Genomic DNA, 23,039 nt, shown 5'->3' on the forward strand with positions numbered 1-23,039 from the left:
TATGATGTCCAGCATCCCGTCCCCGTCTCTTCGATGTTGATGTTTGGCGACATTCATCTTAGGGCGGGGACGGGACATTATTACGTCAACGCTGGTCTAACGGAGAGTTCTGAATTTGGATGGGAGGGGCTTGTCGCTGTTGGGGGGCGTTGAAGTGCGAGTGACACGTTGGGATGCGCGGGCGCCTTGGGTTGGGGCAATGCTCTGGGATGAGCCTCTTACTTAGGTGAAGAGGGGTTTTATGGCTGATAGGTAGTCTTTGGCTACGTCGGCCTTGTCGGCTTGGAAGTTGTGCCAGGCCCACCATTGGACGGTGGCTACGAAGCTTGAGGCTATGTGGTGGAGGAGGAAGTTGCGATTCATGGTGCTGGCGGGGCCTGTGGGGTCGACAGGGACGGTTTCGGCTGCGCGCGACATGATGGTCTTGCGGAGACAGTCGGCGAAGACGCGCGAGCCGGCGCCGGCTACGAGGGCGCGTACGCCCTGACGACGATCCCAGAGGTTGTTGAGGATATGCTCGACCTGTACGAGCGGGTCATTGAGGGGTGTACCGTCATCGTCGAGGGCATGGGTGCAGATATCGCACACGAACTCAGCGAGCAGGTCATCTTTGCTCTTAAAGAGGCCGTAGAACGTTGCCCGACCTACATGGGCGCGAGCGATGATGTCGCCGACGGTAATCTTGCCGTAGTCCTCTTCGCGCAGGAGCTCGGAGAACGCCGCAACGATGGCAGCGCGGCTTTTTGCCTTGCGGGCATCCATGGCTATGCGTCCGCGTGAACGAGCAGACAGCGGAGCGTGCCGGAGCAACCCTCGTAGGGGCGTTTGCCGGCGCCGTAGCCGACGGCTTCGATGTGGTAGCGTGAGGGCAGTTGGTCGGACGTGCGCAGCGCGGTGACGATGGCGGCGCCCGTTGGCGTCACGAGCTCGCCGGCGACCGGTGCAGGCGTGAGGGCGATATTGCCTGCCTGGCACAGGTTGACGACAGCGGGGACGGGAATGGGCATGAGGCCGTGGGCGCAGCGGATGGTTCCGTGGCCCTCGGAGAGCGACTCGACCACAACATCCTCAATGCCCAGGTCGTCGAGGCAGATGGCGACAGAGCAGACGTCGACGATGGAGTCGACAGCGCCCACCTCGTGAAACAGGACGGTGTCGGGCGTTTTGCCGTGAGCTTTGGCCTCGGCGGCGGCGAGCGCGGTAAAGATGGCGAGGGCACGACGCTTGGCGCCATCGCTTAGCTGTGAGCCGTCGATGATGGCGGTGACGTCCGCCAAAGAACGGTGGTGATGGTGGTGGGCGTGGTGATGGTCCTCGTGGCCATGGCCGTGAGCCTCATGGTCATGCTCGTGCGTATGCTCGTGGCAGTGTTCGTGTTCATGTCCGCCATGGTCATGATGGTGGTGCTCATGCTCGTGCGTGTGCTCGGCAGCTGCTTCGTTGCCAAAGAGCCAGGCCATATCGTGATCATGGTTCTCGAGCTCCTCTGCCAGCTGAACGTCAAAGTCGCAGGCGTCGATGCCATGCTTGTTTGCACGCGTGACGGCGATCGTAAAGCCGTCGACCGGCAGCGTGGCGAGCTGTTCGCGCAGGTGCTCCTCGCTGGCACCCAGGTCGAGCAGGGCCGCGACGGTCATATCGCCGCTGATGCCCGAGGTGCCGTCGATGATAAGCGTATGCTGATGGTTGGACATGGAATGCTCCTTAACGGGCGCAGGGTGTTCCGGCGCTCAGATGATTGATAAGACTTGCCTGGTAGGCGGCACCAAAGCCATTGTCGATATTGACGACCGAAACGCCGCTGGCGCAGGAGTTGAGCATGGCGAGCAGCGCGGCTACGCCACCAAAGCTCGCGCCGTAGCCCACGCTGGTGGGAACGGCAATGACCGGACAGCTTACCAGACCGCCGATAACGCTCGCCAGCGCGCCCTCCATGCCGGCGATGGCGATGACCACCTGTGCCTGGGCAAGTTCCTCGGTATGCGCGAGCAGACGGTGCAGGCCGGCGACACCTACGTCGTAGAGGCGGTCGACCTCGTTGCCGTAGAACTCGGCCGTCAACGCGGCTTCTTCGGCGACGGGCAAGTCGCTCGTGCCGGCGCAGGCGACAACGATGCGTCCGTTACCGGTAGGGGAGGGCTTGCCGCCCACGAGGGCGAGCTGGGCGTTCGGGACATATCCCAGGTCGATACCGTTGTCGAGAAGCTCCGAGGTGCGGGCTGCTTTTTCGGCATCCAGGCGCGTAACCAGGGTGCGCTCCTGGCCGGCATCGCGCAGCGCTTTGATAATGGCTGCAATCTGCTCGGCGGTTTTACCGGCGCCGTAGACAACCTCACCGGCCCCCTGGCGCACCCCGCGCGAAAGATCGAGCTGCGCAAAACCCAGATCGGCGGTTGGCGCCGTTTGGATGCGCGTAAGGGCGACTGCCGGGGTGACTGCTCCGTCGGCAACATCGCTCAGTAACTGCTCAAGATCTCGCTTATCCATATATCTTCCCTTCGACGGCGCAAATTCTAGCACTCAAAGGGTATGTTTCCGAACACTAAGACAAAATTGTTCGGAAACTAGATATAGGGGATTTGATTCTGTTGTTAGATGGATCGGCTAGTCACGCAGGATGATGTCCATGGCGAGCATCAGGTTGCGCTCGTCGATGGCAAACGGAGCGGCCTCGCGCGTCTTGGGCTTGGCGCAAAATGCGATGCCCGTGCCCGCGGCCTGAATCATGGGGATGTCGTTGGCGCCGTCGCCGATCGCCACGGTATGGGCCATATCGACACCGCACTCACCCGCCCAATCCAGCAGCTGGATGAGCTTGGATTCCTTGGTCACAATGTCTGCCGCCAGCTTGCCCGTGAGCTTGCCGTCTACGACCTCCAGCCGGTTGGCCAGGCAAAAATCGATGCCCGCGGCGGCCACGATCTTGTCGGCGACCTCGTGGAAGCCGCCGCTTACCACGCCGACCTTCCAGCCTTTGCTGTGCGCCGAGCGCACAAGCTCCAGTGCGCCGGGGGTAAACGTCACGCGCTCAAAAGTGCGCTCGAAAACGCTCTCGTCCAGGCCGGCAAGCAGCCCCACGCGCTCCTCGAGCGCCTGCTTAAAGTCGAGCTCGCCGCGCATGGCGCGTTCGGTGATCCGCGCAACTTGCCCGCCCACGCCTGCTTCCTCGCCCAACAGGTCGATGACCTCCTGGTTGATGAGCGTGGAATCGATATCCATAACGATGAGGCGTGCAGTCATGGCGGGCCTTTCCGAGTGCGGTTGTATTGTAGGCACATTGTCGCACGTGACAAGCGCGGGCGGGCAGTTCGGTGCGCCAATTGTTTCGTCTCCGTCAAGTCTTTGAGCGGGAGCCACTTTTTCGCGGTACATCGGCGCGGGTGCGATAAGATAGAACGCCATGTCCGGCTGCGCGGTTTACGCAGGCTGGGCAAATCTGTACGACGCCGCCCGGAACGACACGGGGCGGCACAGATCCATAAAGGAGGATCACTGGTATGAGCCAGACCCGTCCCATCGACGAGCATTCCATGCACACCCATACCTGCGGCGAGCTTCGCCGCGAGAACGTGGGCGAAGAGGTCACCCTCACCGGTTGGGTGAGCCGTCGCCGCGACCACGGCGGCCTTATCTTCTGCGACCTTCGCGACCGCGAGGGCATCACGCAGCTCACCTTCGACCCCGAGCACTCCGATGGCGATGCCTTTAAGATCGCCGAGACCATGCGTCCCGAGTGGCCCATCAAGATTCACGGCGTCGTGCGCGCCCGTGGCGAGGAGACCACCAACGCCAAGCTCGCGACCGGCGAGATCGAGGTCCTGACCGACCACGCCGAGGTGCTCAACACCTCCGTCACCCCGCCGTTCCAGATCGAGGACGGCATCGAGACCAGCGAGGACACCCGTCTGCGCTATCGCTATCTGGACCTCCGTCGTCCCGAGATGATGGCCAACCTCAAGCTGCGCTCCGACTTCACCTTTGCCATTCGCGAGGCGCTTCACAACCGTGAGTTCATGGAGGTCGAGACGCCCTCCCTGTTCAAGTCTACGCCCGAGGGCGCCCGCGACTTCATCGTTCCCAGCCGTATTCAGCCGGGTAACTTCTACGCCCTGCCGCAGTCCCCGCAGCTCCTAAAGCAGCTGCTCATGGTCGGTGGCGTCGAGCGCTACTACCAGGTTGCCAAGTGCTTCCGCGACGAGGACTTGCGTGCCGACCGTCAGCCCGAGTTCACCCAGGTCGATATCGAGATGTCCTTCGTGGACCAGAACGACGTCATGAGCGCACTCGAAGAGGTCTTGGCCGACGCCTTCGGTCGCATGGGTGTCGAGATGCCCACGCCGCTGCGTCGCATGGACTACTGGGAGGCCATGGACACCTATGGCTCCGACAAGCCCGATACCCGCTATGGCATGCATCTGGTCGATCTGACCGACATCTTTGCCAACTCCAAGTTCAAGGTCTTTGCGACTGCCGCAAACGAGGAGGGCTCTGTCGTCAAGGCCATCAACGCCAAGGGCGCCGGTGCCTGGGCACGTGCCAAGATCGATAAGCTCGCCGGCGTGGCCTCCACGTTTGGCGCCAAGGGTCTGGCCTGGATCGCTTTCCGCGAGGACGGCTCCATCAACAGCCCCATCGTCAAGTTCTTCTCGGACGAGGAGATGGCGGCTCTGCGCGAGCGCATGAACGTCGAGCCTGGCGACCTCGTGATGTTCGCCGCCGGCCCGCGCCTGCTCTCTGACGAGATCCTGGGCGGCATGCGCTCTCACATGGCCAACGCACTCGAGATCAAACGCGAGGGGCACGACTTCCTGTGGGTCGTCAACTTCCCGCTGTTCCACTGGGATGAGGACCGCAAGGCCTATGCAGCCGAGCACCAGCCGTTCACTCTGCCGACTGAGACCGACATCGCCAAGATCGAGGCCGACCCGTTGGCTGCCGGTTCCTGCACCTACGACTTTGTCATGGACGGTTTTGAGGCCGGCGGCGGTGGCATGCGCATCCATAACGCCGAGATGCAGATGTCCATGCTCAAGCTCCTGGGCTTTACTGAGGAGCGCGCCGAGTCGCAGTTTGGCTTCCTCATGGAGGCGCTCAAGTTTGGTGCGCCCCCGATGGGCGGTTTTGCCCTGGGTCTGGACCGCGTGTGCATGCTGCTTACCGGCTCCGATTCTATCCGCGACGTCATGGCGTTCCCCAAGACGGCCAGCGGCTCCGACCTTATGTCGGGCGCCCCGAGTGCCGTTTCCGGCGCCCAGCTCAAGGACGTCAGCCTGCGCTTGATGTAGGCGAGCGGCTACATATTGTCTCTAACGAGGGAAGGACGCGTGCCTTCCCTCGTTTTTTATGCGCGGGCGTTGCGAGGGCATAGGGTGACCGGACGTCGCGGAAAGTGCGTCCCGGAATCTGCGTCCAGAATGGGCCGCGCTTTCCCAAAGGGGGTCCTCTGGGAAAGCGCGGCCCAGAATTCGACAAAATAATGGGGCACAGTTTCCGGTTGAGCCTTCTGGCGGAAACTGTGCCCCATCGTTGACACTCGAAGTGGGATGTGGTTTCCGTCCCGCTCTCGACAAGCATCTAACGCTACAATAACTACCACGTGGCTGGGTTTGGCCGGCCAAATGTGCGATGCTGCGGGAGGGGACATGGTCGAGTTTACAAAGACGATTAAAGATCCGTTGGGACTACATGCCCGCCCGGTTGCGCTTCTCTATGACATTATCGCCAAACATCGTAGTGACGTGTCGGTCAGCATCGGCGATCGCCACACGGATGGCCGCGATATCATGGGACTCATGGCCCTCTATGGTGAGTGTGGCGAGAGCGTCGTCTTTCATGTTTCGGGCGCGGATGAGGCCTCGTGCGTCACGTCGATCAGAAACCTCTCGCTCTAAGCGTAACAATGTGAAAAAGGGAGAGTTCCCTCTGTTTCATACATTGGTATGACAAGGCACCGCAAAGAGACCGTCTTTGCGATGCCTTTGTTTAATATGGGAAACTTTTTCGAAAACTGAATAGAGACCCTTTCCAAAAAGTTAACCACGTGTTAGTTTACTATAGCAAACATAGACGCGGTTAACTTTTATCGCGTCGATGTTGAGGACGAACCGATGTTAGGAGCTCACTCATGTCTTGCGGACCGCAGATGCCGGCCATGCCGCTTTCGATGGTAAAAGCGGGCGAAACCGTGCACGTTTCTCGTGTAAAGGGCGATGAGGACATAAAGCACCGTCTCAAGGACCTCGGCTTTATCGAGGGCAGCGAGATCCACGTGGTGAGCTCGAGTGGCGCCAATATCATCGTCACGGTGCTGGGCGCACGCTTTGGCATCGATTCCAAGGTTGCCATGCACATCATGACCGTCGGTTAATCCGCAGCATTTCATAAAAACCGAAAGGGGGACAAGAGGATGAAGACGTTGGGTGACGTTAAGGTGGGCGAGAGCTCTACCATCGTCAAGCTTCACGGTGAGGGCGCGCTTCGCCGCCACCTTATGGACCTGGGGCTCATCAAGGGCACTTCGTTTAAGGTCGTGAAGGTTGCACCGCTCGGTGATCCGGTCGAGATCAACGTGCGCGGCTACGAGCTTTCCATCCGCAAGGAGGAGGCGGCCGTCGTCGAGGTCCAGTAAGGGCCCACGACGTATATTTCTGCAGATTAAGTTAGATATTTCTAACTTAATGCAGTAACTTTGAAGCACATTATCCATCCTGCGCGGAGAAAGCAGCGCGGGCAAACAAGGAAGAAGGATTGAATGGCGGATTCTCAGATCCATGTCGCGCTGGCGGGTAACCCCAACTGCGGCAAGACCACGCTTTTCAACCTGATCACCGGCGCCAACGGCTACGTTGGCAACTGGCCCGGCGTCACGGTTGAGAAAAAGGAGGCCAAGCTCCTGAGCGACAAGAACGTTACCATCACGGACCTCCCCGGCATCTACTCGCTTTCCCCCTACAGCCCCGAGGAGCAATGCTCGCGCGATTACCTCATGAGCGGCGAGCCCGATGTGGTCGTCCAGGTGGTCGACGCCACCAACCTCGAGCGCAACCTGTACCTGGCGCTTCAGGTTATCGAGACCGGCCTACCCGTGGTCGTTGCCCTTAACATGGCCGACTTGGTCGAGAAGAACGGCGACAAGATCGACACGGACAAGCTCTCCAAGAAGCTCGGCTGCCCGGTCATGATGATTTCGGCCCTTAAGAACAAGGGTATTAAGGAACTGTTCGAGCAGGTTAAGAAGTCCGCTGCTTCCAAGGGCCAGGTGCCGGAGCACAAGTTCGATTCCTCCATCGAGGACGTTCTGGACCACATCGAAAACAACCTGCCGGCGAGCGTTCCCGCCAACAAGCGTCGCTACTACGCGGTTAAGCTGTTCGAGCGTGATGCGGACGCCTGCAAGCTCATCAACCTCACCAAGGAGAAGGCCGCTCGCGTGGAAGAGCTGGTCGCCCAGTGCGAGCAGGACTGTGATGACGACGCCGAGTCCATCATCACCGGTGAGCGCTATGGCGTCATCGCGCACATCATCGACGAGTGTCTCACCAAGGCTCCGGCCAAGATGAGCACCTCCGAGAAGATCGACCGTGTGGTTACCAACCGTATCCTGGGCCTGCCGATCTTTGTGGTCATCATGTTCTGCGTGTACTACATCGCCGTTTCCACCTTAGGTGGCACGGTGACCGACTTCACCAACGACCAGCTCTTTGGCACCGACGGTTGGTATGTGCTCGGTCAGGGCCGCGACGCCTACGATGCAGCCGTCGAGGCTGCGGGCGACGATGCCGACTCGGTTGACCCGGCGCAGTACGGCCCCTATGTCCCGGGTATCACCACCGTGGTGCACGATGCCCTTGTGGCGGGTGGCACCGAGGACGGCGGCCTGGTCGATTCGCTGGTCTGCGACGGCATCGTCGGCGGTTTGGGCGCCATCTTTGGCTTTGTGCCGCAGATGTTCCTGCTGTTCGTCATGCTGTCCTTCCTGGAGGATTGCGGCTATATGGCCCGCGTTGCCTTTATCATGGACCGCGTGTTCCGCCGCTTTGGCCTGTCCGGTAAGTCCTTTATCCCCATGCTCGTGTCCTCGGGCTGTGGCGTCCCCGGCGTCATGGCCACCAAGACCATCGAGAACGAGAAGGACCGCCGCATGACGGTCATGACCACCACGTTTATTCCCTGTGGCGCCAAGCTGCCGATCATCGCCCTGCTCATGGGTTCCATCATCGGCGATTCTTCCACCACCGCCGCGTGGATCAGCCCGCTCTTCTACTTCCTGGGCGTCTTCGCCGTCATCGCCTCGGGCCTTATGCTCAAGAAGACCAAGCTCTTCGCCGGTCGCCCGACGCCGTTCGTTATGGAGCTTCCTGCCTACCACTTCCCGGCGATCCGCTCTTGGGCACTGCACGTGTGGGAGCGCTGCTGGGCCTTTATCAAGAAGGCCGGCACGGTCATCTTCGCATCCACCGTCGTGGTTTGGTTCCTCTCCAACTTTGGAAGCTACAACGGTTCCTTTGGCTTCCTGCCTGCAATGGACGGCATCCCCGAGGAGTTCATGGACTACTCCGTGCTTGCCATGCTCGGTAACCTGGTCGCTTGGATCTTCGCTCCGCTCGGCTTTAGCACCTGGCAGGCAACTGCGCTGACCGTCTCGGGCCTTGTGGCTAAGGAGAACGTCGTCGCCACCGCCGGCTCGCTGCTGTCCGTGGCTGATGCCGCCGAGACCGACCCGAGCCTGTGGACTGCGTTTGCCGGTATGTTCCCCACCATGGGCGCTTGCGTTGCCTTTGGCGCGTTCAACCTGCTGTGCGCTCCGTGTTTTGCCGCCATGGGTACTATCCGTAACCAGATGGACTCCGGCAAGTGGACCGCGATTGCCATCGGTTACGAGTGCGCCTTCGCTTGGGTGATCGGCCTGTTCATCAACCAGTTCTACAACCTGCTTGTTCTGGGGCAGTTTGGTATCTGGACGATTGTGGCCATCGTGCTGCTGGTTGCGATGCTCTTCCAGATCTTTCGCCCTATCCCTGCGCATGCATGGACCGACGAGGACGAGACCAGCACTGCTTCCGCCGCATTTTCCGCTTAAGCCCGAATAAGGATTAGCCCCTTTCCACGAGCCCGGGTGTCCCAGCGACACTCGGGCTTTTTGGCGGTGGGGGAGATGTGGCGTTTCCGCAGATAAAACCGACCAAAATAAACCTGTCCCTTTTTGGTAGGTGGAAAATAGGATAAAGTAAGTGGTGGTTAACTAGAGGAGGCTTGCTATGGCACCAATCGATATTGTTGTACTGGCTGTTATCGGTATTGCGTTTGTCGCGGTATGCGTGCGCATCTACCGCAAGGGCACCTGCGCCGACTGTGCTCAGGGTGGCGTTTGCACAGGACATTGCTCCAACAAAAAGACGTGCGCCGCACTTAAGGGCGTGGACAAAATCGCCGAAGACCTGGGCCGCGGTATTCATTAGCCGAACAGCGCTTGGGCATGTATGACTGCAGATACGGCAGTTGCTGATACGATAGGTGTGTTAGCAACTGCCGCCGAGCGGCTTAAACGAAAGGAAGCCTGTATGGAGTCCTGTGCCTACCCGATGCTCTTTAGCCCGATCAAGGTCGGTACGACCGAGGTCAAGAACCGCGTCTTTATGCCGCCGGTATCTACCAACCTAGCCGATCACGGCTATGTGACCGACGACTTGGTCGATCATTATCGTGCCCGTGCCAAGGGCGGCGTGGGCCTCATCATTACCGAGGTCGTGACGGTTGAGCCCACCTATACCTATCTGCCGGGTGACATGTGCTGCTACGACGACACGTTTATCCCCGGCTGGGAAAAGCTCGCCGCGGCCGTCCACGAGTATGGCTGCAAGATCATGCCGCAGCTCTTCCACCCCGCCTACATGGCCTTTAACATTCCGGGTACGCCGCGCCTGATCGCTCCGTCCTTTGTGGGCCCGTCCTATGCCCGCGAGGCACCGCGCCCTATCACGGTCGATGAGATTCACGAGCTCACGCATCAGTTTGGCGACGCTGCCGTACGTATGCAGAGGGCCGGTGTCGATGGCGTCGAGGTCCATGCGGCACACGCCCACGGCATGCTCGGCGGCTTTTTGACTCCGCTCTACAACAAGCGTACCGACGAGTACGGCGGCTCGCTCGACGCCCGTATGCGCTTCTTGCTCGAGGTCATCGCCGAGATTCGCGAGCGCTGCGGCAAGGACTTTATCATCGACGTCCGCATCTCGGGCGATGAGTACACCGATGGCGGCCTGACCCTCAACGACATGATCTACGTCTCGCGTCGCCTGGAAAAGGCCGGCGTCGACATGATTCACGTGTCGGGCGGCACCACCATCAAGCGTGGCTCCGCGATTCCCGCCGCCGGCACGCAGCAGGCCTCGCACGCCGCCTGCTCGCGCGAGATTAAAAAGCACGTCAACATTCCCGTCGCCACCGTCGGACGCATTAACGAGGCCTGGATCGCCGAGGAGCTGATCGAGGACGGCGCGGCCGACATCTGTATGATGGGCCGCGCCAATCTGTGCGATGCCGAGTTCTGCAACAAGGCAGCCGCTGGCAACGCCGACGAGATCCGTCCCTGCATCGGTTGCCTGCGTTGCCTGAACGGCATTATGTTTGGCAAGCGCATCTCCTGCACCGTCAACCCGGACGTGGAGCGCGACGAGGCTGGCTACGAACCCGCCGCCGAGGCCAAGAACGTACTGGTTGTGGGCGCCGGTCCCGCGGGCATGGAGGCAGCCTACATTGCCGCCAAACGCGGTCATAACGTGGTGCTCGTGGATAAGCAGGACGAGCCGGGCGGCGAGATGCGCATCGCAGCCGTTCCGCCGGCAAAGCAGGAACTCACCCGCGTGATCAAGTATCAGTACCGTCGCCTGGCCGAGGCCGGCGTAAAGTGCGTCTTTGGCACCGAGCTTACTGCCGAGGACATTCAGCGTGACTACGCCGGCTACGAGGTTGTCCTGGCCTATGGCGCCGAGCCTATCGCTCCGGCCTTCATGCAGGGCTTTAAGCAGGTTATGACGGCTGACGACCTGCTGGGCGGCAAGGCTTTCCCGGGCAAGAAGATCGTCATCGTGGGTGGCGGCACCGTTGGCTGCGAGACGGCCGATTACCTGGCCCCATTGGTCAACGACCTGTCGCCGGCCAACCGCGACGTCACCGTCATCGAGATGACCAAGACGCTCGCCGCCAACGAGGGTGGTGCTGGTCGCGCGGTGCTCATCACGCGCATGCTCTCAAAGGGCGTTCACGTGCTGACCGAGGCCAAGGTGACCGAGATTACCGAGGACACTATCAGCTACGAGAAGGATGGCGAGATCCACACCATCGCCGGTGCCGATACGCTGGTGCTTGCTATGGGCTATCGTCCCAATACCAAGCTGGCCGACGACCTGGCGGCAGCCGGCGTTACCACTCACGTGCTGGGCGATGCCAACAAGTGCGGCAACATTCGCGACGCCATCGGCGATGGCTACAAGGTCGCCTGCGAGCTCTAGTCAACCCCTTGTTGCATGGGGACAGGTTGCTTTGCACCAACTTGGTGCATGTGAACCTGACCCCATTGCACCATTTGATAAAACGCAAGCGGCGGCCGTCCCGTGTTTGGGCGGCCGCCGCTTGCGTTTTATCAAAGAAAGATCATTGCCGAGCCTTAAATGCCTTTTGTCTGTGTGCCTTCCACAATCATGTTGCGGTTGTAGGCCAGGTGCAGATACATCGTATCGTGAGCGGCGGTGGGGTTGTGCGCCTCGATGGCGTCGGCCGCAACGTGGTGCGTGTGGATGGTCTCCTCGACGAGCTTTTTTGCCCGTTACGTCGATAAAAAGGGGAACGGACGCCTTGAACACACCCATCAGACGGGTAACGACGAGGTTGCCGCCATCCCAGGGCGGCTTCATGGAGTAGCGCCCGTACGCATCGAATTTATCCTCTCATACATGTGCGGCATCAAGAGCCCCGAGTTCATACGAGCTCAGGGCTCTTTTCGTTTGGATTGCAGACGTATTGACAGACGAAAACAGTCTGCGTCCGGTATTGAGCCATACGAAAGCGAAATTATGCGTCTTAATTCCGTACGCAAATCAAGACGAAAACCGTTTGCGTCTCGGATAAATCAGTACGCAAACGGTTTTCGTCTTATATCTTGAAGGCCTACAGGCGAAACGATTCGGCACCGGTGGAGGTCGACCGGTTTGAGTATGGCAGGCTGACGCTCGAAGGCAGCAACGTAACGTTCGACGCGCTCACGTCGGCTCGCCAGGACTTGAGTTTTCACACGCTCGAGCATAAGTGTGTTGAACATCTCGGCATTTCTGAGCTAACGCCGGATATTATGCGCACGCTTCGCTTGCTCGGCAAGGACGGCTATACCAACGCTGCGGCGATTTTGGCGGATAAGAATGATTTTCCGGGCATCGACTGCGTCCGTTTTGGTGATACCGAGGATGTGATCTTGGATCGCGAGGCGGCGACAAATATATCCGCAATTGATCAGGTGGACAGGGCGGTGGCTATGTTTGCACGCTACTACCGTTATGAACGTATCGAAGGGATGGAGCGCGTCCAAACCGATCGAATTCCTCTCGAGGCGTTTCGCGAAGCTGTCGCAAACGCTTTGGTGCATCGGACGTGGGACGTTCGAGCTATAGCAACCCGCATAGCGCGCCTTGATCATCAACCGTCCGTATTTCGCAGCAACTTATAACAGGCTCGGGGTGCCAATTTGGGGTGCAGTAGTGCTGCGCCACGAAAAGGGCCTATCTACTACGTTTAAGCCGCAGGGGTCAACCATAGTCGGCTTTTTCGAAAATCGACAAGCTGCCTACCTGCGGTTTTGTTTTCACGGTTTTTGGTATGGCCGAGGCTATCCGTGTTAACGTAGTAGATGGGCCACTTTTGTGGCAAGGGGCCGATCTGCGGGCTAGGGTAGCTAAAAGAGCCCCGTCCCAAAAAGACTGATTGGGAGCTGGGGCGTGTCGATGCGATAGTATTGCATGGTGGTATTTGACTAACCGAGGGTTTATCCGAGGGCTTTATGGAACAGCACCAGCATAATCAAAGCTTGCAAGATCAGGCATACAATGCACTGCGCTCCAAGATCATCTATGCCGAGCTCAAGCCCGGCACGCGCCTTTCGGCGATTGGTCTGGAAAAGGAGACGGGAATCGGGCGTACGCCCATTCGCGAGTCCTTTGTGCGCCTGCGTGAGCAGGAGCTGGTGGAAACGCGTCCCAAAAGCGGCACCTACGTCTCTAAGATCAGCATGGAGCGCGCCGAGAACGCCTGTTTCTTGCGCGAGAAACTCGAGCGAAGCGTACTCATTAAATGCTGCTCGGTCGCCACGCCCGAGCAAAAGCATCGGCTCGATCAGATTCTTGCCGAGTCCGAGTCGCTCGACCATGGCGAAACGCGTCGTTTCTTTGACCTGGACAACCTGTTCCATGAGACGTGTTTTAAGATTGCCGGCCGTCATATGTTGTGGGATTGGATGAAGAGCGTCAATACGCATTTTGAGCGATACAACTGGTTGCGTATGGTGTCGCAGGATCTAGATTGGGAGCCGATTCGTCGGCAGCATCGCCGGATTCTCGAGGCCATTAAGAGGGGCGATACCGACGCGGCGAGCTATCTGGCCGAGACACACCTGCACCTGATGCCCGAAGAGCAAGGTCCGGTTATCGCCTTACATCCCGATTATTTTGAGCTGTCCAAAGACTCGGCTATCTAGCCCATTATCGCATCTGCTCGAGACGCAAAAACGATGCTGCTCACCTACAGCGTTTTGCAACCGAGAATTTTAAAAAATGCCTAAAATGGCTCAGACTGCCGACAATGGGGAAACGGGGTGCGCTATGGCGCAGATGAGAATCAAGGACATTGCCGTCGAGGCGGGTGTGAGCCCGGCCACGGTCTCGCGCTATCTCAATAACCGCCCCGGGCAAATGACTGAGGAAACCCGTGCTCGCATTGCGGAGGTTATCGAGCGTACCGGCTATCGCCCACGTGCCGCCGCGCGCAATCTGCGCAGCTCGCGTACCAACCTCATCGGCGTGATCTTGGCCGACATCGCCAACCCGTTCTCTAGCGCCATGCTCGAGGGCCTTTCCGCCAGCGCCGCCGCGCGCGGCTGCTCGCTCATGACAGCCATTAGCGGCAACGATCCCGCCAAGGAGGCCGAGTCGCTCACCAGGCTTATCGACGCTGGCGTGGACGGCCTGGTCGTCAATACCTGCGGTGGTAACGACGAGGCGATCGTCGCAGCAGCGGGACGCCTGCCCGTTGTGCTGCTCGACCGCGACGTTGCCGACGGCGGTGTCGATCTGGTGACATCTAACAACCGTGAGCTGGTCGCCGGCCTGGTAGACGCCTTGACCGCCGCTGGCAGCGAGCACCTGTGCCTGCTCACCGAGGCAAGCGACGACAGCCCCGTCCGTCGCGAGCGCGCCGAGGCCTTTACCGACGAGCTTTCGCGCCGCGGCCTTTCCGGCGAGGTCGTCACCCTGGCCGACGGGGGCGCCACGGGCGTCGGCCGCCTAGACGAGACCATCCGCGGCTATGCAGGAAAAGAGCTCGGCCTCATTACCGTCAACGGCCTGGTTTTCCTGCGCCTTACCGAGGCGCTGGCGCAGCTTGGTCCCTCGCTGCCGGCGGGGCTCAAGATCGCGACGTTTGACGACTGTCCCTGGAACCATGTGCTCTTTGGCGGAGTCACCACGGCCGCGCAGGACACCCTCACCATCGCCGAGCGCGTGGTCGATCGCCTCTCCGAGCGTATCGACGTTGTTACCACCACCGTGGGCGATGCCGCAAAGCTGGCGCCCGAACGCATCGAGGTTCCCGGCCACATCGAACACCGCGCTTCGACCTCGCGCTAGCCGCTCGTTCGTAACTGCCTGTTCGAGCACGTTTTTTGGGCGCTTGATACGCTTTAACCCTGCGGAAACATTTTTCTGCGATAGTATCTGCGATATAGACCAGTCGAAACCCGCCCGAAAGAAAGGGGAGCGACATGAACCAGCAGAACATCGATTACGTACTCCGTTCCGTAGAGCAGCGTGACATCCGCTTTGTGCGTCTGTGGTTTGTCGACATTCTCGGCCGCCTCAAGAACTTTGCCATTAGCCCCGAAGACCTCGAGGTCGCTTTTGAGGAGGGTATTGGCTTTGACGGCTCCGCCATCGAGGGCTTTGCCACGCCCGAGGAAGCCGACATGCTCGCGTTCCCTGACGCCTCGACCTTCCAGATCCTGCCGTGGCGCCCGAGCCATAACGGCGTCGCCCGCGTGTTCTGCGATGTGTGTACTCCCGATCGCAAGCCGTTTGCCGGCGACCCGCGCGACGCCCTGCGCCGCATGTTCTATAAGGCCGAGAAGGCCGGCTACCTGCTCAACGTGGGTGCCGCGCTGGAGTATTACTACTTCCCCGACGAGCACACCCCCGAGCCGCTCGACAACGTGGGCTACTTCGACCTTTCGGTGAGCGATGCCGCTCGCGACCTGCGCCGCAATACGGTGCTCACGCTCGAGAAGATGTCCGTGCCCGTGGAGTACACCTTCCACGCCGCCGGCCGCTCGCAGCACGGCATTAGCTTGCGTCACGCCGAGGCCCTGAGCATGTCCGACGCCATCACCACGGCCAAACTCATCATTAAGCAGCAGGCCTACGAGAGCGGTTGCCACGCCTCCTTTATGCCCAAGCCGCTGGCGGGCGAGGACGGCAGCGCCATGTTTTTGCATCAGTCGCTGTTCGACCACGACGGCAACAACGTCTTTTGGGGCGAGGACGACGAGAAGTACCACCTCTCCGATATCGCCAAGCACTATATGGCCGGCATTCTGGCACACGCGCGCGAGATCAGCGCCATCACCAACCCCACGGTCAACTCGTACAAGCGCATCACCACGGGCGGCGACTCCGTGCCACAGTACGCTACGTGGGGCCTGCGCAACCGCGCGAGCATGGTCCGCATCCCGGTCTACAAGCCCGGCAAGCAGCTGTCCACACGCATCGAGCTGCGCAGTCCCGATCCCATGGCCAATCCGTACTTGGTCAACGTCGTCACGCTGGCGGCTGGTCTGGACGGCATCGAGCGCAAGCTGGAACTCCCGCCCGAGGCAACGGCCGAGACGCTCAAGCTTACCGACCGTCAGATGGTCGAGGCCGGCTATACGCCGCTGCCGCGCTCGCTCAAAGAGGCGCTCGACGTGTTTGAGGACTCGCAGTTTATGAAGGATGCCCTCGGCGAGCACATCCACAGCTTCTTCCTCAAAAAGAAGCGCGACGAGTGGCATAAGTTTGAGTCCACGATTACCGAGTGGGAGATCAAGCATTATCTGGCGAACTCCTAATCGCGCTGGTTCGTTCCAGTACGATTGAGCTCATTTCCTTGGAGGTCGATATGTCCGAAAAGAGTGCCCTGTTCATGGCGCGCACGACGCGCTTCCACGAGTTTGCCCGCAGCTTGACGACCACCCTGGGTGTCGAGGTGAGCCTGGCAACCCCCGATTCGCCGACTGCGGCGCATGACTTTGACCTGCTGATCCTCGATTCCGATGGCATCCGCAGCGACCGCATCGATCAGATTGCCAAATGGCTCGACGACCGCGGCGGCGTTCCCATGTTGGTAATCGTCGACGACGAGGCGCTCGGCACCCTGCGCCTGCCCAATCACGCGCATGCCGACTTTGTATGCCCCACGGCGACACCCAACGAGCTTAAGGCTCGTGCGCAGCGCCTGATGGGCGAGGAGGAGACCATCACCGCCGACGATGTGCTCAACATCGATAACCTCGAGATTAACCTGGCTACCTACCAGGTGACACTCGACGACGAGCCCATCGACCTGACGCTGATGGAGTACTCGCTGCTGAGCTTTTTGGCGACGCACCCCAACCGCGCCTACAGCCGCGAGGTGCTGCTGCACCGCGTGTGGGGCTTTGAGTACTGCGGCGGCACGCGCACCGTCGACGTGCACATTCGACGCATCCGCTCTAAGGTGGGCCCGCAGATCGCGGCGCACATTACCACCGTCCGCGGCGTGGGCTATCTGTTTAAGGACTAGCTTTTCACCGCAAAGGGGGCAGGCGCCTTCGTGGTGGTTTTGCCGCATGCGTGGATCCCTTTCGAGTTTGCAGCAGAACTTAAGCATTCCTTAAAGATTGCGTTCTCATACACGTTCGCCCGCATATTGGGGTACAACTCAACGTGAACAATGATGGCCCGCCACATGTTTGGCGGGCCTTTGGTTATTAGACGAAAGGATCGCAGCTATGAGCGAGAACGATTCCCAGCGTCCCCAGGATGCGGGCAACGCCGGCGAGACCCAGCAGCAGCCGCGCGTGCAGGTGGAGTCGACGCCTGCCGACGGCAACATTCCCTACGTGCAGGCCTACGACACACGGACCGGCCAGCCGCTGGGCGGTCAGCAGGTTGTAAACAAGCACACGGTGGTCAAGACCAAGACCAAAAAGCTGCCGATCTTTATTACGGCGCTCGCCGGCTGCGCCTGCGGCGCCCTGCTGGTCATCGCGCTCATTATGAGTGGCACGCTCAACATTGGCGGCGGAAAGAATGTCGTGACGGCGGGTGCTTCGGGTTCATCGACGCAAAAGATTACGATTGACTCCGAGGACACCACGCTTGCCGAGGCCGTTTCTGCCAAGGCCCTGCCCTCCGTCGTTTCCATCACCGCCACTTCGAGCGGTAGCCAGAATGGCTCGCTTTCGCAGTCTGCCGACGAGTCGGATGGTTCGGGCAGCGTCGGTTCGGGCGTGGTGCTCGATACCGAGGGCCACATCCTCACCAACAACCATGTGGTCGATGGTTACGATCAGTACGTGGTTACCATGGACGACGGTACCACCTACGAGGCCGAGTTCGTGGGCAACGACGCCTCGAGCGACCTGGCCGTCATCAAGCTCAAGGATGCTGACGCCTCCAAGCTCACGCCGATCGAGATTGGTGATTCCTCCAAGCTTAACGTGGGCGAGTGGGTCATGGCGATCGGCTCGCCGTTCGGCAACGAGCAGTCTGTCTCCACGGGCATTGTGTCGGCGCTGTATCGCTCCACGGCCATGAGTTCTACCAGCGGCAACACCATCTACGCCAACATGATCCAGACCGATGCCGCCATCAACCCGGGCAACTCCGGCGGCGCGCTCGTTAACGACAATGGCGAACTCGTGGGTATTAACTCTCTTATCGAGAGCTACTCGGGCTCCAGCTCGGGCGTGGGCTTTGCCATTCCGGTCAACTATGCCAAGAACATCGCCGACCAGATCATCGACGGCAAGACGCCGGTTCATCCGTACCTGGGCGCCACGCTTTCGAGCGTCAACGCGCTCAACGCCCGCACTAACAATCTCGGCACCGATAGCGGCGCGTATGTGGCAAGTGTCGTCGAGGACGGTCCTGCCGCCAAGGCTGGCATCCAAGAGGGCGATGTCATCACCAAGCTGGGTGACGATGAGATTACGAGCGCCGATGGCCTGATTATCGCGCTGCGCAGCCACGAGGTGGGCGAGAAGGTCGAGATCACGCTCGTGCGCGGCAAGGAAGAGAAAAAGGTCACGGTCGAGCTGGGTTCTGATGAGGAGCTGCAGAACCAGCAGCAGGACGACAGCGCGACCGACACCGGCAACGGCGGCATTACCGACGAGCAACTGCGCCAGTACCTGGAAGAACTGCTGGGCCAACAGGGTCAGGGGCAAGGCTACGGTCAGGGTTTCTAACGAGCTGTATCGCACATATCGAAGCCAGAGGGGCTGTTCCGCCAGCGCGGGACAGCCCCTCTTCTCTTATTGATCCGTTGGGGATGGAGGAAAACGGATCATTTAGAAATGGCAAGGGCATGGTTCGGAAGGGCTTGGACAGTTAGTTCAGATTTGTATATAACGGGTGCGGTCTGAGGCGTGTTTTGAGCGGTTTTGAAATGAAAGACGGGCCGAGATGGGTGTCTCGAAGACGGAAGCAAACCTAATTTGCCGTTCAGAACGATTGATTGGGGCGAAAAGCCGATATTTCAGCTCGATTCGGCGCGCGTAATTATACAAATCTGAACTAACTGTCCAACCCTGGTCCGGTCGCTGCCAATTCGGTGCGGTTTGAGACTGCTATTCGGCCCCATCGCGACCGGTGGTACTCTTGTATCCGTTTGAAATCGAGCGAAGGAGTGCCGCTATGGAGCAATCGAGCCTGTTTGGTGACGGCGTGGACATCGATACCGAAACGCCAGCGAGCACGGATACCGCCGCGCCGGCCGATACCCGTGCCCAGGCGGCAGCGCGCGCGGCTGAGTTGCGCCACGAGCTCGATTACCACGCCTACCGCTACTACATGCTCGATGCGCCCGAGATCACGGACGCTGCCTTTGACAAAATGCTCGTTGAACTGCAAGAAATCGAGGCTACCTACCCTGACCTGGTGACGCCCGACAGCTATACCCAGCGCGTGGGCGGCTACGTGAGCGAGCAGTTTACGCCGGTCAAGCACATGGCGCGCATGTATTCCATGGACGATGCCATGGATCTGGACGAGCTCGACGCTTGGCTCCAGCGCACCGAGGATGCGCTCGGCGCCGGTAGCGTCACCTATACCTGCGAGCTCAAGATCGACGGCCTGGGCGTCGCGCTTACCTATCAAAACGGCACTTTCGTGCGCGCCGCCACGCGCGGCGACGGCACCACGGGCGAGGACGTGTCTCTCAATGTCCGTACCATCAAGGATGTGCCCATGCACCTATCCGAGCCGGCGCTCGCTCACATGGGCGCCGACCGCGAGCGCACCATCGAGGTACGCGGCGAGGTCTATATGCCCAAGGGCAGCTTTGTCCGCCTGAATGAAGAGGCCGATGCCGAGGGCCGCGACCCCTTCGCCAACCCGCGCAACGCCGCTGCTGGATCCTTGCGTCAGAAGGATCCCAAGGTCACGGCGCGCCGCGATCTGGCCACCTTTATCTATGCCATCGCCGATACCGACCCGCTGCACGTCCACAGCCAGCGCGAGTTTCTGGACTGGTTGCGTAGCGCCGGCTTTAGCGTCAACCCTAACGTGGCTCGTTGTGCCACGCCGGCCGAGGTCCACGAGTTTTGTGCCCAGGCGCTCGAGCACCGCGGCGACCTGGATTACGACATCGACGGCGTGGTCGTAAAGGTTGACAGCTTCCAGCAGCAGCTCGACCTAGGCTTTACCGCCCGCGCGCCGCGCTGGGCCATTGCCTTTAAGTTTCCGCCCGAGGAAAAGCAGACCATCCTGCGCGAAATTCGCATCCAGGTGGGCCGCACCGGTGTGCTCACGCCGGTCGCCGAGTTCGACCCGGTGACGGTTGCCGGCTCCACCATCGCGCGCGCCACGCTGCACAACATCGACGAGATCCGCCGCAAAAACGTGCGCGAGGGCGACACCATCATCGTGCACAAGGCGGGTGATGTGATCCCCGAGGTCGTGGGTCCGGTGCTCGACAAGCGTCCGGCCGATTCGGTCGACTGGCATATGCCCGAGATCTGCCCCGTGTGCGGTAGCCCCGTGGTCCACGAGGATGGCGAGGTGGCTTACCGCTGCGTGTCCATCGACTGCCCCGCACAGCTCAAGGAGCGCCTGCTCCACTGGGTGAGCCGCGGTTGTATGGACGTCGATGGCCTAGGCGACGAGATCGTCGACAAGATGATCGCCGCCGGGCTGATTCACGACGTCGCAGACTTCTATCAGCTCACGGTCGACGACATCGCAGGCCTGGACACGGGGCGCACCTATGCCAGCTCCAACAGCAAAAAGGGCGTTAAGAAGGGCGACCCCATTCCGGTAGGCCTCAAGACGGCCGAGAAAATCATCGCCGAGCTCAACAAGTCCAAGAGTCAGCCGCTCGGTCGCGTGCTGTTTGCCCTGGGCATCCGTCACGTGGGCAAGAGCGTGGGCGAGGTCATCGCCGGGCGATTCCTGTCGATTGACAAGCTTATCTTGGCGAGCGAAGAGGACATCGCCGAGTGCGAGGGCATCGGCCCCAAGATTGCGGCGAGCGTCAAGCAGTTCCTGGCCGTGCCCGAGAACCTTGCCGTCCTGGAACGTCTGCGCCAGGCGGGCTTTTTGCTCGAGGTCGATTTGGGCGCCGCGCACGCGCAAGCCGCAGCCGACGCTGGCGTGGCAGGCGAGCTCGCCGACGCACAGCCGCTCGCGGGTCTGACCTTCGTGCTCACCGGCACGCTCGTCAACCGCACGCGCGACGAGGCGGGCGCGGCGCTCAAGGTGCTCGGCGCCAAGGTCTCGGGCAGCGTATCAAAGAAGACGAGCTATCTGGTTGCCGGTCCCAAAGCGGGTTCCAAGCTTACCAAGGCCGAGCAGCTGGGCGTACCCGTGCTGGACGAGGACGCACTCGAGCAGATCTTGGCTACCGGTGAGGTGCCCCAGGCTTAAGGCATCAATAGTCAAATTGAAGAACCGCCCGAAAGCGCGATGCCTTCCGGGCGGTTCTTACTTTGTTGGGGAAACCGGCATCGTGATCTGCGTCACGTAGGTCGCGGGGTCGTCGCTGATGATGTCGTCAATGAGGGCGATTTCGCATTGCCCCGCTACGCTGCTAACTTGTCAAAAGCCCCGCGCCGGTTGAGCACCGTAAACGCGACAACACAGATGACTGCCGACAGAATCGACCCGCACGGCGAGGCGATGCCCATGGGAAACAGCGTGTCGGAATAGGCGTTCGACAGCAGCCACGCGCCCGGCACGCGAATGAGTGCCACGGCAAGCACGTTGTGCGCAAAGCCGATGTAGCTCTTGCCATATGCAGCGAAAAATCCGCTAAAGCAAATGTGGATACCGGCAAAGATTGCATCGAAAATGTAGCTGCGCATATAGCCGGTGCCGGCCGCGACCACCGCGGGGTCTTTGGCGAAAAAGCCGATAAACGCCGGCGCCACCAGCCACATCAGCACCGTGATCAGGCAGCCGTACACCACCGAGATGGTCATGGCGTCTTTGAGCACCTGACGCGCACGGTCGCCCTTGCCCGCGCCGGCGTTTTGCGCCGTGAGTGCGCTGACGGTGGCGCCCATGGAACTCGGTACAATGAACAAAAAGCTGATCATCTTTTCGACCAGGCCCACGGCGGCGGCGTCGACCAGGCCGCGATGGTTGGCGATGACGGTGATAAACATAAACGCCACCTGGATGCAGCCGTCCTGTACGGCCACGGGCACGCCGATCTTAAGGATGCCGCCGAGCACCTCGGGCTGGGGGCGCAGGTCGCTGCGCTTAACATGGATGTTCGTGCGGCGGCTCTTAAGCCACACGAGCGCGAGGGCAACGCTTGCCGTCTGGGCGGTTACCGTGCCGAGCGCCGCGCCCACGGGGCCGAGTCCCATGTGGCCGATAAACAGAAAATCGAGTGCGATGTTGATGATGCACGCCACGCCAATCACGTACATGGGCGAGCGCGAATCGCCCAGGCCGCGAAAGATGGCCGAGAGAATGTTGTATGCGGCGATAAACGGGATGCCGACAAAGCAGATGCGCAGGTAGGCGGCGGTTCCTTCGACTGCCTCGGCTGGCGTGCCAATAAGTGCCACGATCTGCGGGCACAGTGCGAGCAGGATGGCTGCCAGCACTACCGAGACACCCATAAACAGCGTGATGGTGTTGCCGATGGCGGTCTCGGCGCGATCGAAGCGGCGCGAGCCCACGGCGTGGCCGACGATAACCGTCGTTCCCATGGCCAGACCCACGAGCGTCACGGTAATGATATAGAGCGTCTGCGCACCATTGCCCACGGCGGTGATGCCGGCGGCACCGCTAAACTGCCCCATCATGTACAGGTCGGCCATGCCGTAGAGCATCTGCAAAAAGTACGAGAGCATATAGGGCAGGGCAAAGACCGCGATGGTCTTAAGGACATTGCCGCGTGTGAGGTCGTGTTCCATAGGTGGGGCTTTCTGGCTGGGTCTGTTTCCGTACCAGTGTAGTGAAAACCCTATAACGATTGTAGAGTCAAGGTTTGTGTGTTGAGGATGGGCTTGGAAAGCCGGTCTTGTTCGAAGC

The 23,039-nt window shown here is 60.4% G+C and carries 19 protein-coding genes; 14 read left to right on the forward strand and 5 right to left on the reverse strand.

Translation table 11 applies throughout. From position 1 onward, the window contains the following. Window positions 1–222: 222 nt before the first annotated feature. The 4 genes from ACTQXI_RS08130 to serB form a co-directional block, all read right to left on the reverse strand. The gene (locus tag ACTQXI_RS08130; RefSeq protein WP_441049131.1) at window positions 223–762 is read right to left on the reverse strand and encodes a TetR/AcrR family transcriptional regulator; all 540 of its coding nucleotides are present in this window, start codon (window positions 760–762) and stop codon (window positions 223–225) included. Window positions 763–764: 2 nt separating this feature from the next. Then, window positions 765–1,694: a LarC family nickel insertion protein gene (locus ACTQXI_RS08135; protein ID WP_441548494.1), complete on the reverse strand. Its 930-nt coding sequence runs from the start codon at window positions 1,692–1,694 to the stop codon at window positions 765–767. Between the two features lie 10 nt (window positions 1,695–1,704). Further along, window positions 1,705–2,487, reverse strand: a complete 783-nt coding sequence (larB, locus tag ACTQXI_RS08140; RefSeq protein ID WP_441548495.1) for a nickel pincer cofactor biosynthesis protein LarB — start codon at window positions 2,485–2,487, stop codon at window positions 1,705–1,707. 117 nt (window positions 2,488–2,604) lie between these two features. Continuing rightward, window positions 2,605–3,240 (reverse strand): phosphoserine phosphatase SerB, encoded by a 636-nt coding sequence (gene serB / locus ACTQXI_RS08145; RefSeq protein ID WP_441548496.1) that lies wholly within the window; start codon window positions 3,238–3,240, stop codon window positions 2,605–2,607. A gap of 257 nt (window positions 3,241–3,497) precedes the next feature. Here serB and aspS point away from each other — a divergent pair, with 257 nt between their 5' ends. The 14 genes from aspS (at window position 3,498) to ligA (ending at window position 21,419) form a co-directional block, all read left to right on the forward strand. Then, window positions 3,498–5,285 (forward strand): aspartate--tRNA ligase, encoded by a 1,788-nt coding sequence (aspS, locus tag ACTQXI_RS08150; RefSeq protein ID WP_427719815.1) that lies wholly within the window; start codon window positions 3,498–3,500, stop codon window positions 5,283–5,285. 357 nt (window positions 5,286–5,642) lie between these two features. Beyond that, on the forward strand, window positions 5,643–5,891 hold the full coding sequence (locus tag ACTQXI_RS08155) for an HPr family phosphocarrier protein (RefSeq protein WP_441032208.1): 249 nt from the start codon (window positions 5,643–5,645) through the stop codon (window positions 5,889–5,891). Window positions 5,892–6,124: 233 nt separating this feature from the next. Next, window positions 6,125–6,367 (forward strand): FeoA family protein, encoded by a 243-nt coding sequence (locus ACTQXI_RS08160; RefSeq protein WP_229770688.1) that lies wholly within the window; start codon window positions 6,125–6,127, stop codon window positions 6,365–6,367. A 39-nt stretch (window positions 6,368–6,406) separates the two neighbouring features. Next, window positions 6,407–6,628, forward strand: a complete 222-nt coding sequence (locus ACTQXI_RS08165) for a FeoA family protein (protein WP_006234774.1) — start codon at window positions 6,407–6,409, stop codon at window positions 6,626–6,628. Window positions 6,629–6,751: 123 nt separating this feature from the next. Further along, window positions 6,752–9,079, forward strand: a complete 2,328-nt coding sequence (gene feoB / locus ACTQXI_RS08170; protein ID WP_441548497.1) for a ferrous iron transporter B — start codon at window positions 6,752–6,754, stop codon at window positions 9,077–9,079. A 178-nt stretch (window positions 9,080–9,257) separates the two neighbouring features. Beyond that, entirely contained in the window at window positions 9,258–9,458 is a 201-nt protein-coding gene (locus tag ACTQXI_RS08175; RefSeq protein WP_117634210.1) for a hypothetical protein, read from the forward strand. A 102-nt stretch (window positions 9,459–9,560) separates the two neighbouring features. Beyond that, the gene (locus ACTQXI_RS08180) at window positions 9,561–11,510 is read left to right on the forward strand and encodes an FAD-dependent oxidoreductase (RefSeq protein WP_441049140.1); all 1,950 of its coding nucleotides are present in this window, start codon (window positions 9,561–9,563) and stop codon (window positions 11,508–11,510) included. Between the two features lie 647 nt (window positions 11,511–12,157). Next, window positions 12,158–12,718, forward strand: a complete 561-nt coding sequence (locus tag ACTQXI_RS08185) for a hypothetical protein (protein WP_441548498.1) — start codon at window positions 12,158–12,160, stop codon at window positions 12,716–12,718. 357 nt (window positions 12,719–13,075) lie between these two features. Further along, window positions 13,076–13,741, forward strand: coding sequence for a GntR family transcriptional regulator (locus ACTQXI_RS08190; protein ID WP_441548499.1), 666 nt, complete (start codon window positions 13,076–13,078; stop codon window positions 13,739–13,741). 124 nt (window positions 13,742–13,865) lie between these two features. After that, window positions 13,866–14,888 (forward strand): LacI family DNA-binding transcriptional regulator, encoded by a 1,023-nt coding sequence (locus ACTQXI_RS08195; protein WP_441548500.1) that lies wholly within the window; start codon window positions 13,866–13,868, stop codon window positions 14,886–14,888. A gap of 134 nt (window positions 14,889–15,022) precedes the next feature. Continuing rightward, window positions 15,023–16,360, forward strand: a complete 1,338-nt coding sequence (locus ACTQXI_RS08200) for a glutamine synthetase family protein (RefSeq protein WP_441049146.1) — start codon at window positions 15,023–15,025, stop codon at window positions 16,358–16,360. Window positions 16,361–16,410: 50 nt separating this feature from the next. Then, complete coding sequence (locus ACTQXI_RS08205; RefSeq protein ID WP_427728642.1) at window positions 16,411–17,073, forward strand: response regulator transcription factor; 663 nt, start codon at window positions 16,411–16,413, stop codon at window positions 17,071–17,073. Window positions 17,074–17,281: 208 nt separating this feature from the next. Beyond that, window positions 17,282–18,742 carry a S1C family serine protease gene (locus ACTQXI_RS08210; protein WP_441049148.1) on the forward strand — a complete coding sequence of 487 codons (1,461 nt, stop codon included), beginning with the start codon at window positions 17,282–17,284 and terminating at the stop codon, window positions 18,740–18,742. A gap of 448 nt (window positions 18,743–19,190) precedes the next feature. Then, window positions 19,191–21,419 (forward strand): NAD-dependent DNA ligase LigA, encoded by a 2,229-nt coding sequence (gene ligA / locus ACTQXI_RS08215; protein ID WP_441049150.1) that lies wholly within the window; start codon window positions 19,191–19,193, stop codon window positions 21,417–21,419. Window positions 21,420–21,574: 155 nt separating this feature from the next. On the opposite strand, the gene ACTQXI_RS08220 is transcribed toward ligA, so the two are convergent. Further along, on the reverse strand, window positions 21,575–22,921 hold the full coding sequence (locus ACTQXI_RS08220) for an MATE family efflux transporter (RefSeq protein ID WP_441049152.1): 1,347 nt from the start codon (window positions 22,919–22,921) through the stop codon (window positions 21,575–21,577). Between the last annotated feature and the right edge of the window lie 118 nt (window positions 22,922–23,039).

Source organism: Collinsella sp. LCP19S3_C9 (genome assembly GCF_052121575.1).
Lineage (GTDB): Bacteria > Actinomycetota > Coriobacteriia > Coriobacteriales > Coriobacteriaceae > Collinsella.

Coding starts and splice junctions, on each gene's coding strand:
- ACTQXI_RS08130 (WP_441049131.1), bottom strand. CDS start 762: ATGGATGCCCGCAAGGCAAAAAGCCGCGCTGCCATCGTTGCGGCGTTC.
- ACTQXI_RS08135 (WP_441548494.1), bottom strand. CDS start 1,694: ATGTCCAACCATCAGCATACGCTTATCATCGACGGCACCTCGGGCATC.
- larB (WP_441548495.1), bottom strand. CDS start 2,487: ATGGATAAGCGAGATCTTGAGCAGTTACTGAGCGATGTTGCCGACGGA.
- serB (WP_441548496.1), bottom strand. CDS start 3,240: ATGACTGCACGCCTCATCGTTATGGATATCGATTCCACGCTCATCAAC.
- aspS (WP_427719815.1), top strand. CDS start 3,498: ATGAGCCAGACCCGTCCCATCGACGAGCATTCCATGCACACCCATACC.
- ACTQXI_RS08155 (WP_441032208.1), top strand. CDS start 5,643: ATGGTCGAGTTTACAAAGACGATTAAAGATCCGTTGGGACTACATGCC.
- ACTQXI_RS08160 (WP_229770688.1), top strand. CDS start 6,125: ATGTCTTGCGGACCGCAGATGCCGGCCATGCCGCTTTCGATGGTAAAA.
- ACTQXI_RS08165 (WP_006234774.1), top strand. CDS start 6,407: ATGAAGACGTTGGGTGACGTTAAGGTGGGCGAGAGCTCTACCATCGTC.
- feoB (WP_441548497.1), top strand. CDS start 6,752: ATGGCGGATTCTCAGATCCATGTCGCGCTGGCGGGTAACCCCAACTGC.
- ACTQXI_RS08175 (WP_117634210.1), top strand. CDS start 9,258: ATGGCACCAATCGATATTGTTGTACTGGCTGTTATCGGTATTGCGTTT.
- ACTQXI_RS08180 (WP_441049140.1), top strand. CDS start 9,561: ATGGAGTCCTGTGCCTACCCGATGCTCTTTAGCCCGATCAAGGTCGGT.
- ACTQXI_RS08195 (WP_441548500.1), top strand. CDS start 13,866: ATGGCGCAGATGAGAATCAAGGACATTGCCGTCGAGGCGGGTGTGAGC.
- ACTQXI_RS08200 (WP_441049146.1), top strand. CDS start 15,023: ATGAACCAGCAGAACATCGATTACGTACTCCGTTCCGTAGAGCAGCGT.
- ACTQXI_RS08205 (WP_427728642.1), top strand. CDS start 16,411: ATGTCCGAAAAGAGTGCCCTGTTCATGGCGCGCACGACGCGCTTCCAC.
- ACTQXI_RS08210 (WP_441049148.1), top strand. CDS start 17,282: ATGAGCGAGAACGATTCCCAGCGTCCCCAGGATGCGGGCAACGCCGGC.
- ligA (WP_441049150.1), top strand. CDS start 19,191: ATGGAGCAATCGAGCCTGTTTGGTGACGGCGTGGACATCGATACCGAA.
- ACTQXI_RS08220 (WP_441049152.1), bottom strand. CDS start 22,921: ATGGAACACGACCTCACACGCGGCAATGTCCTTAAGACCATCGCGGTC.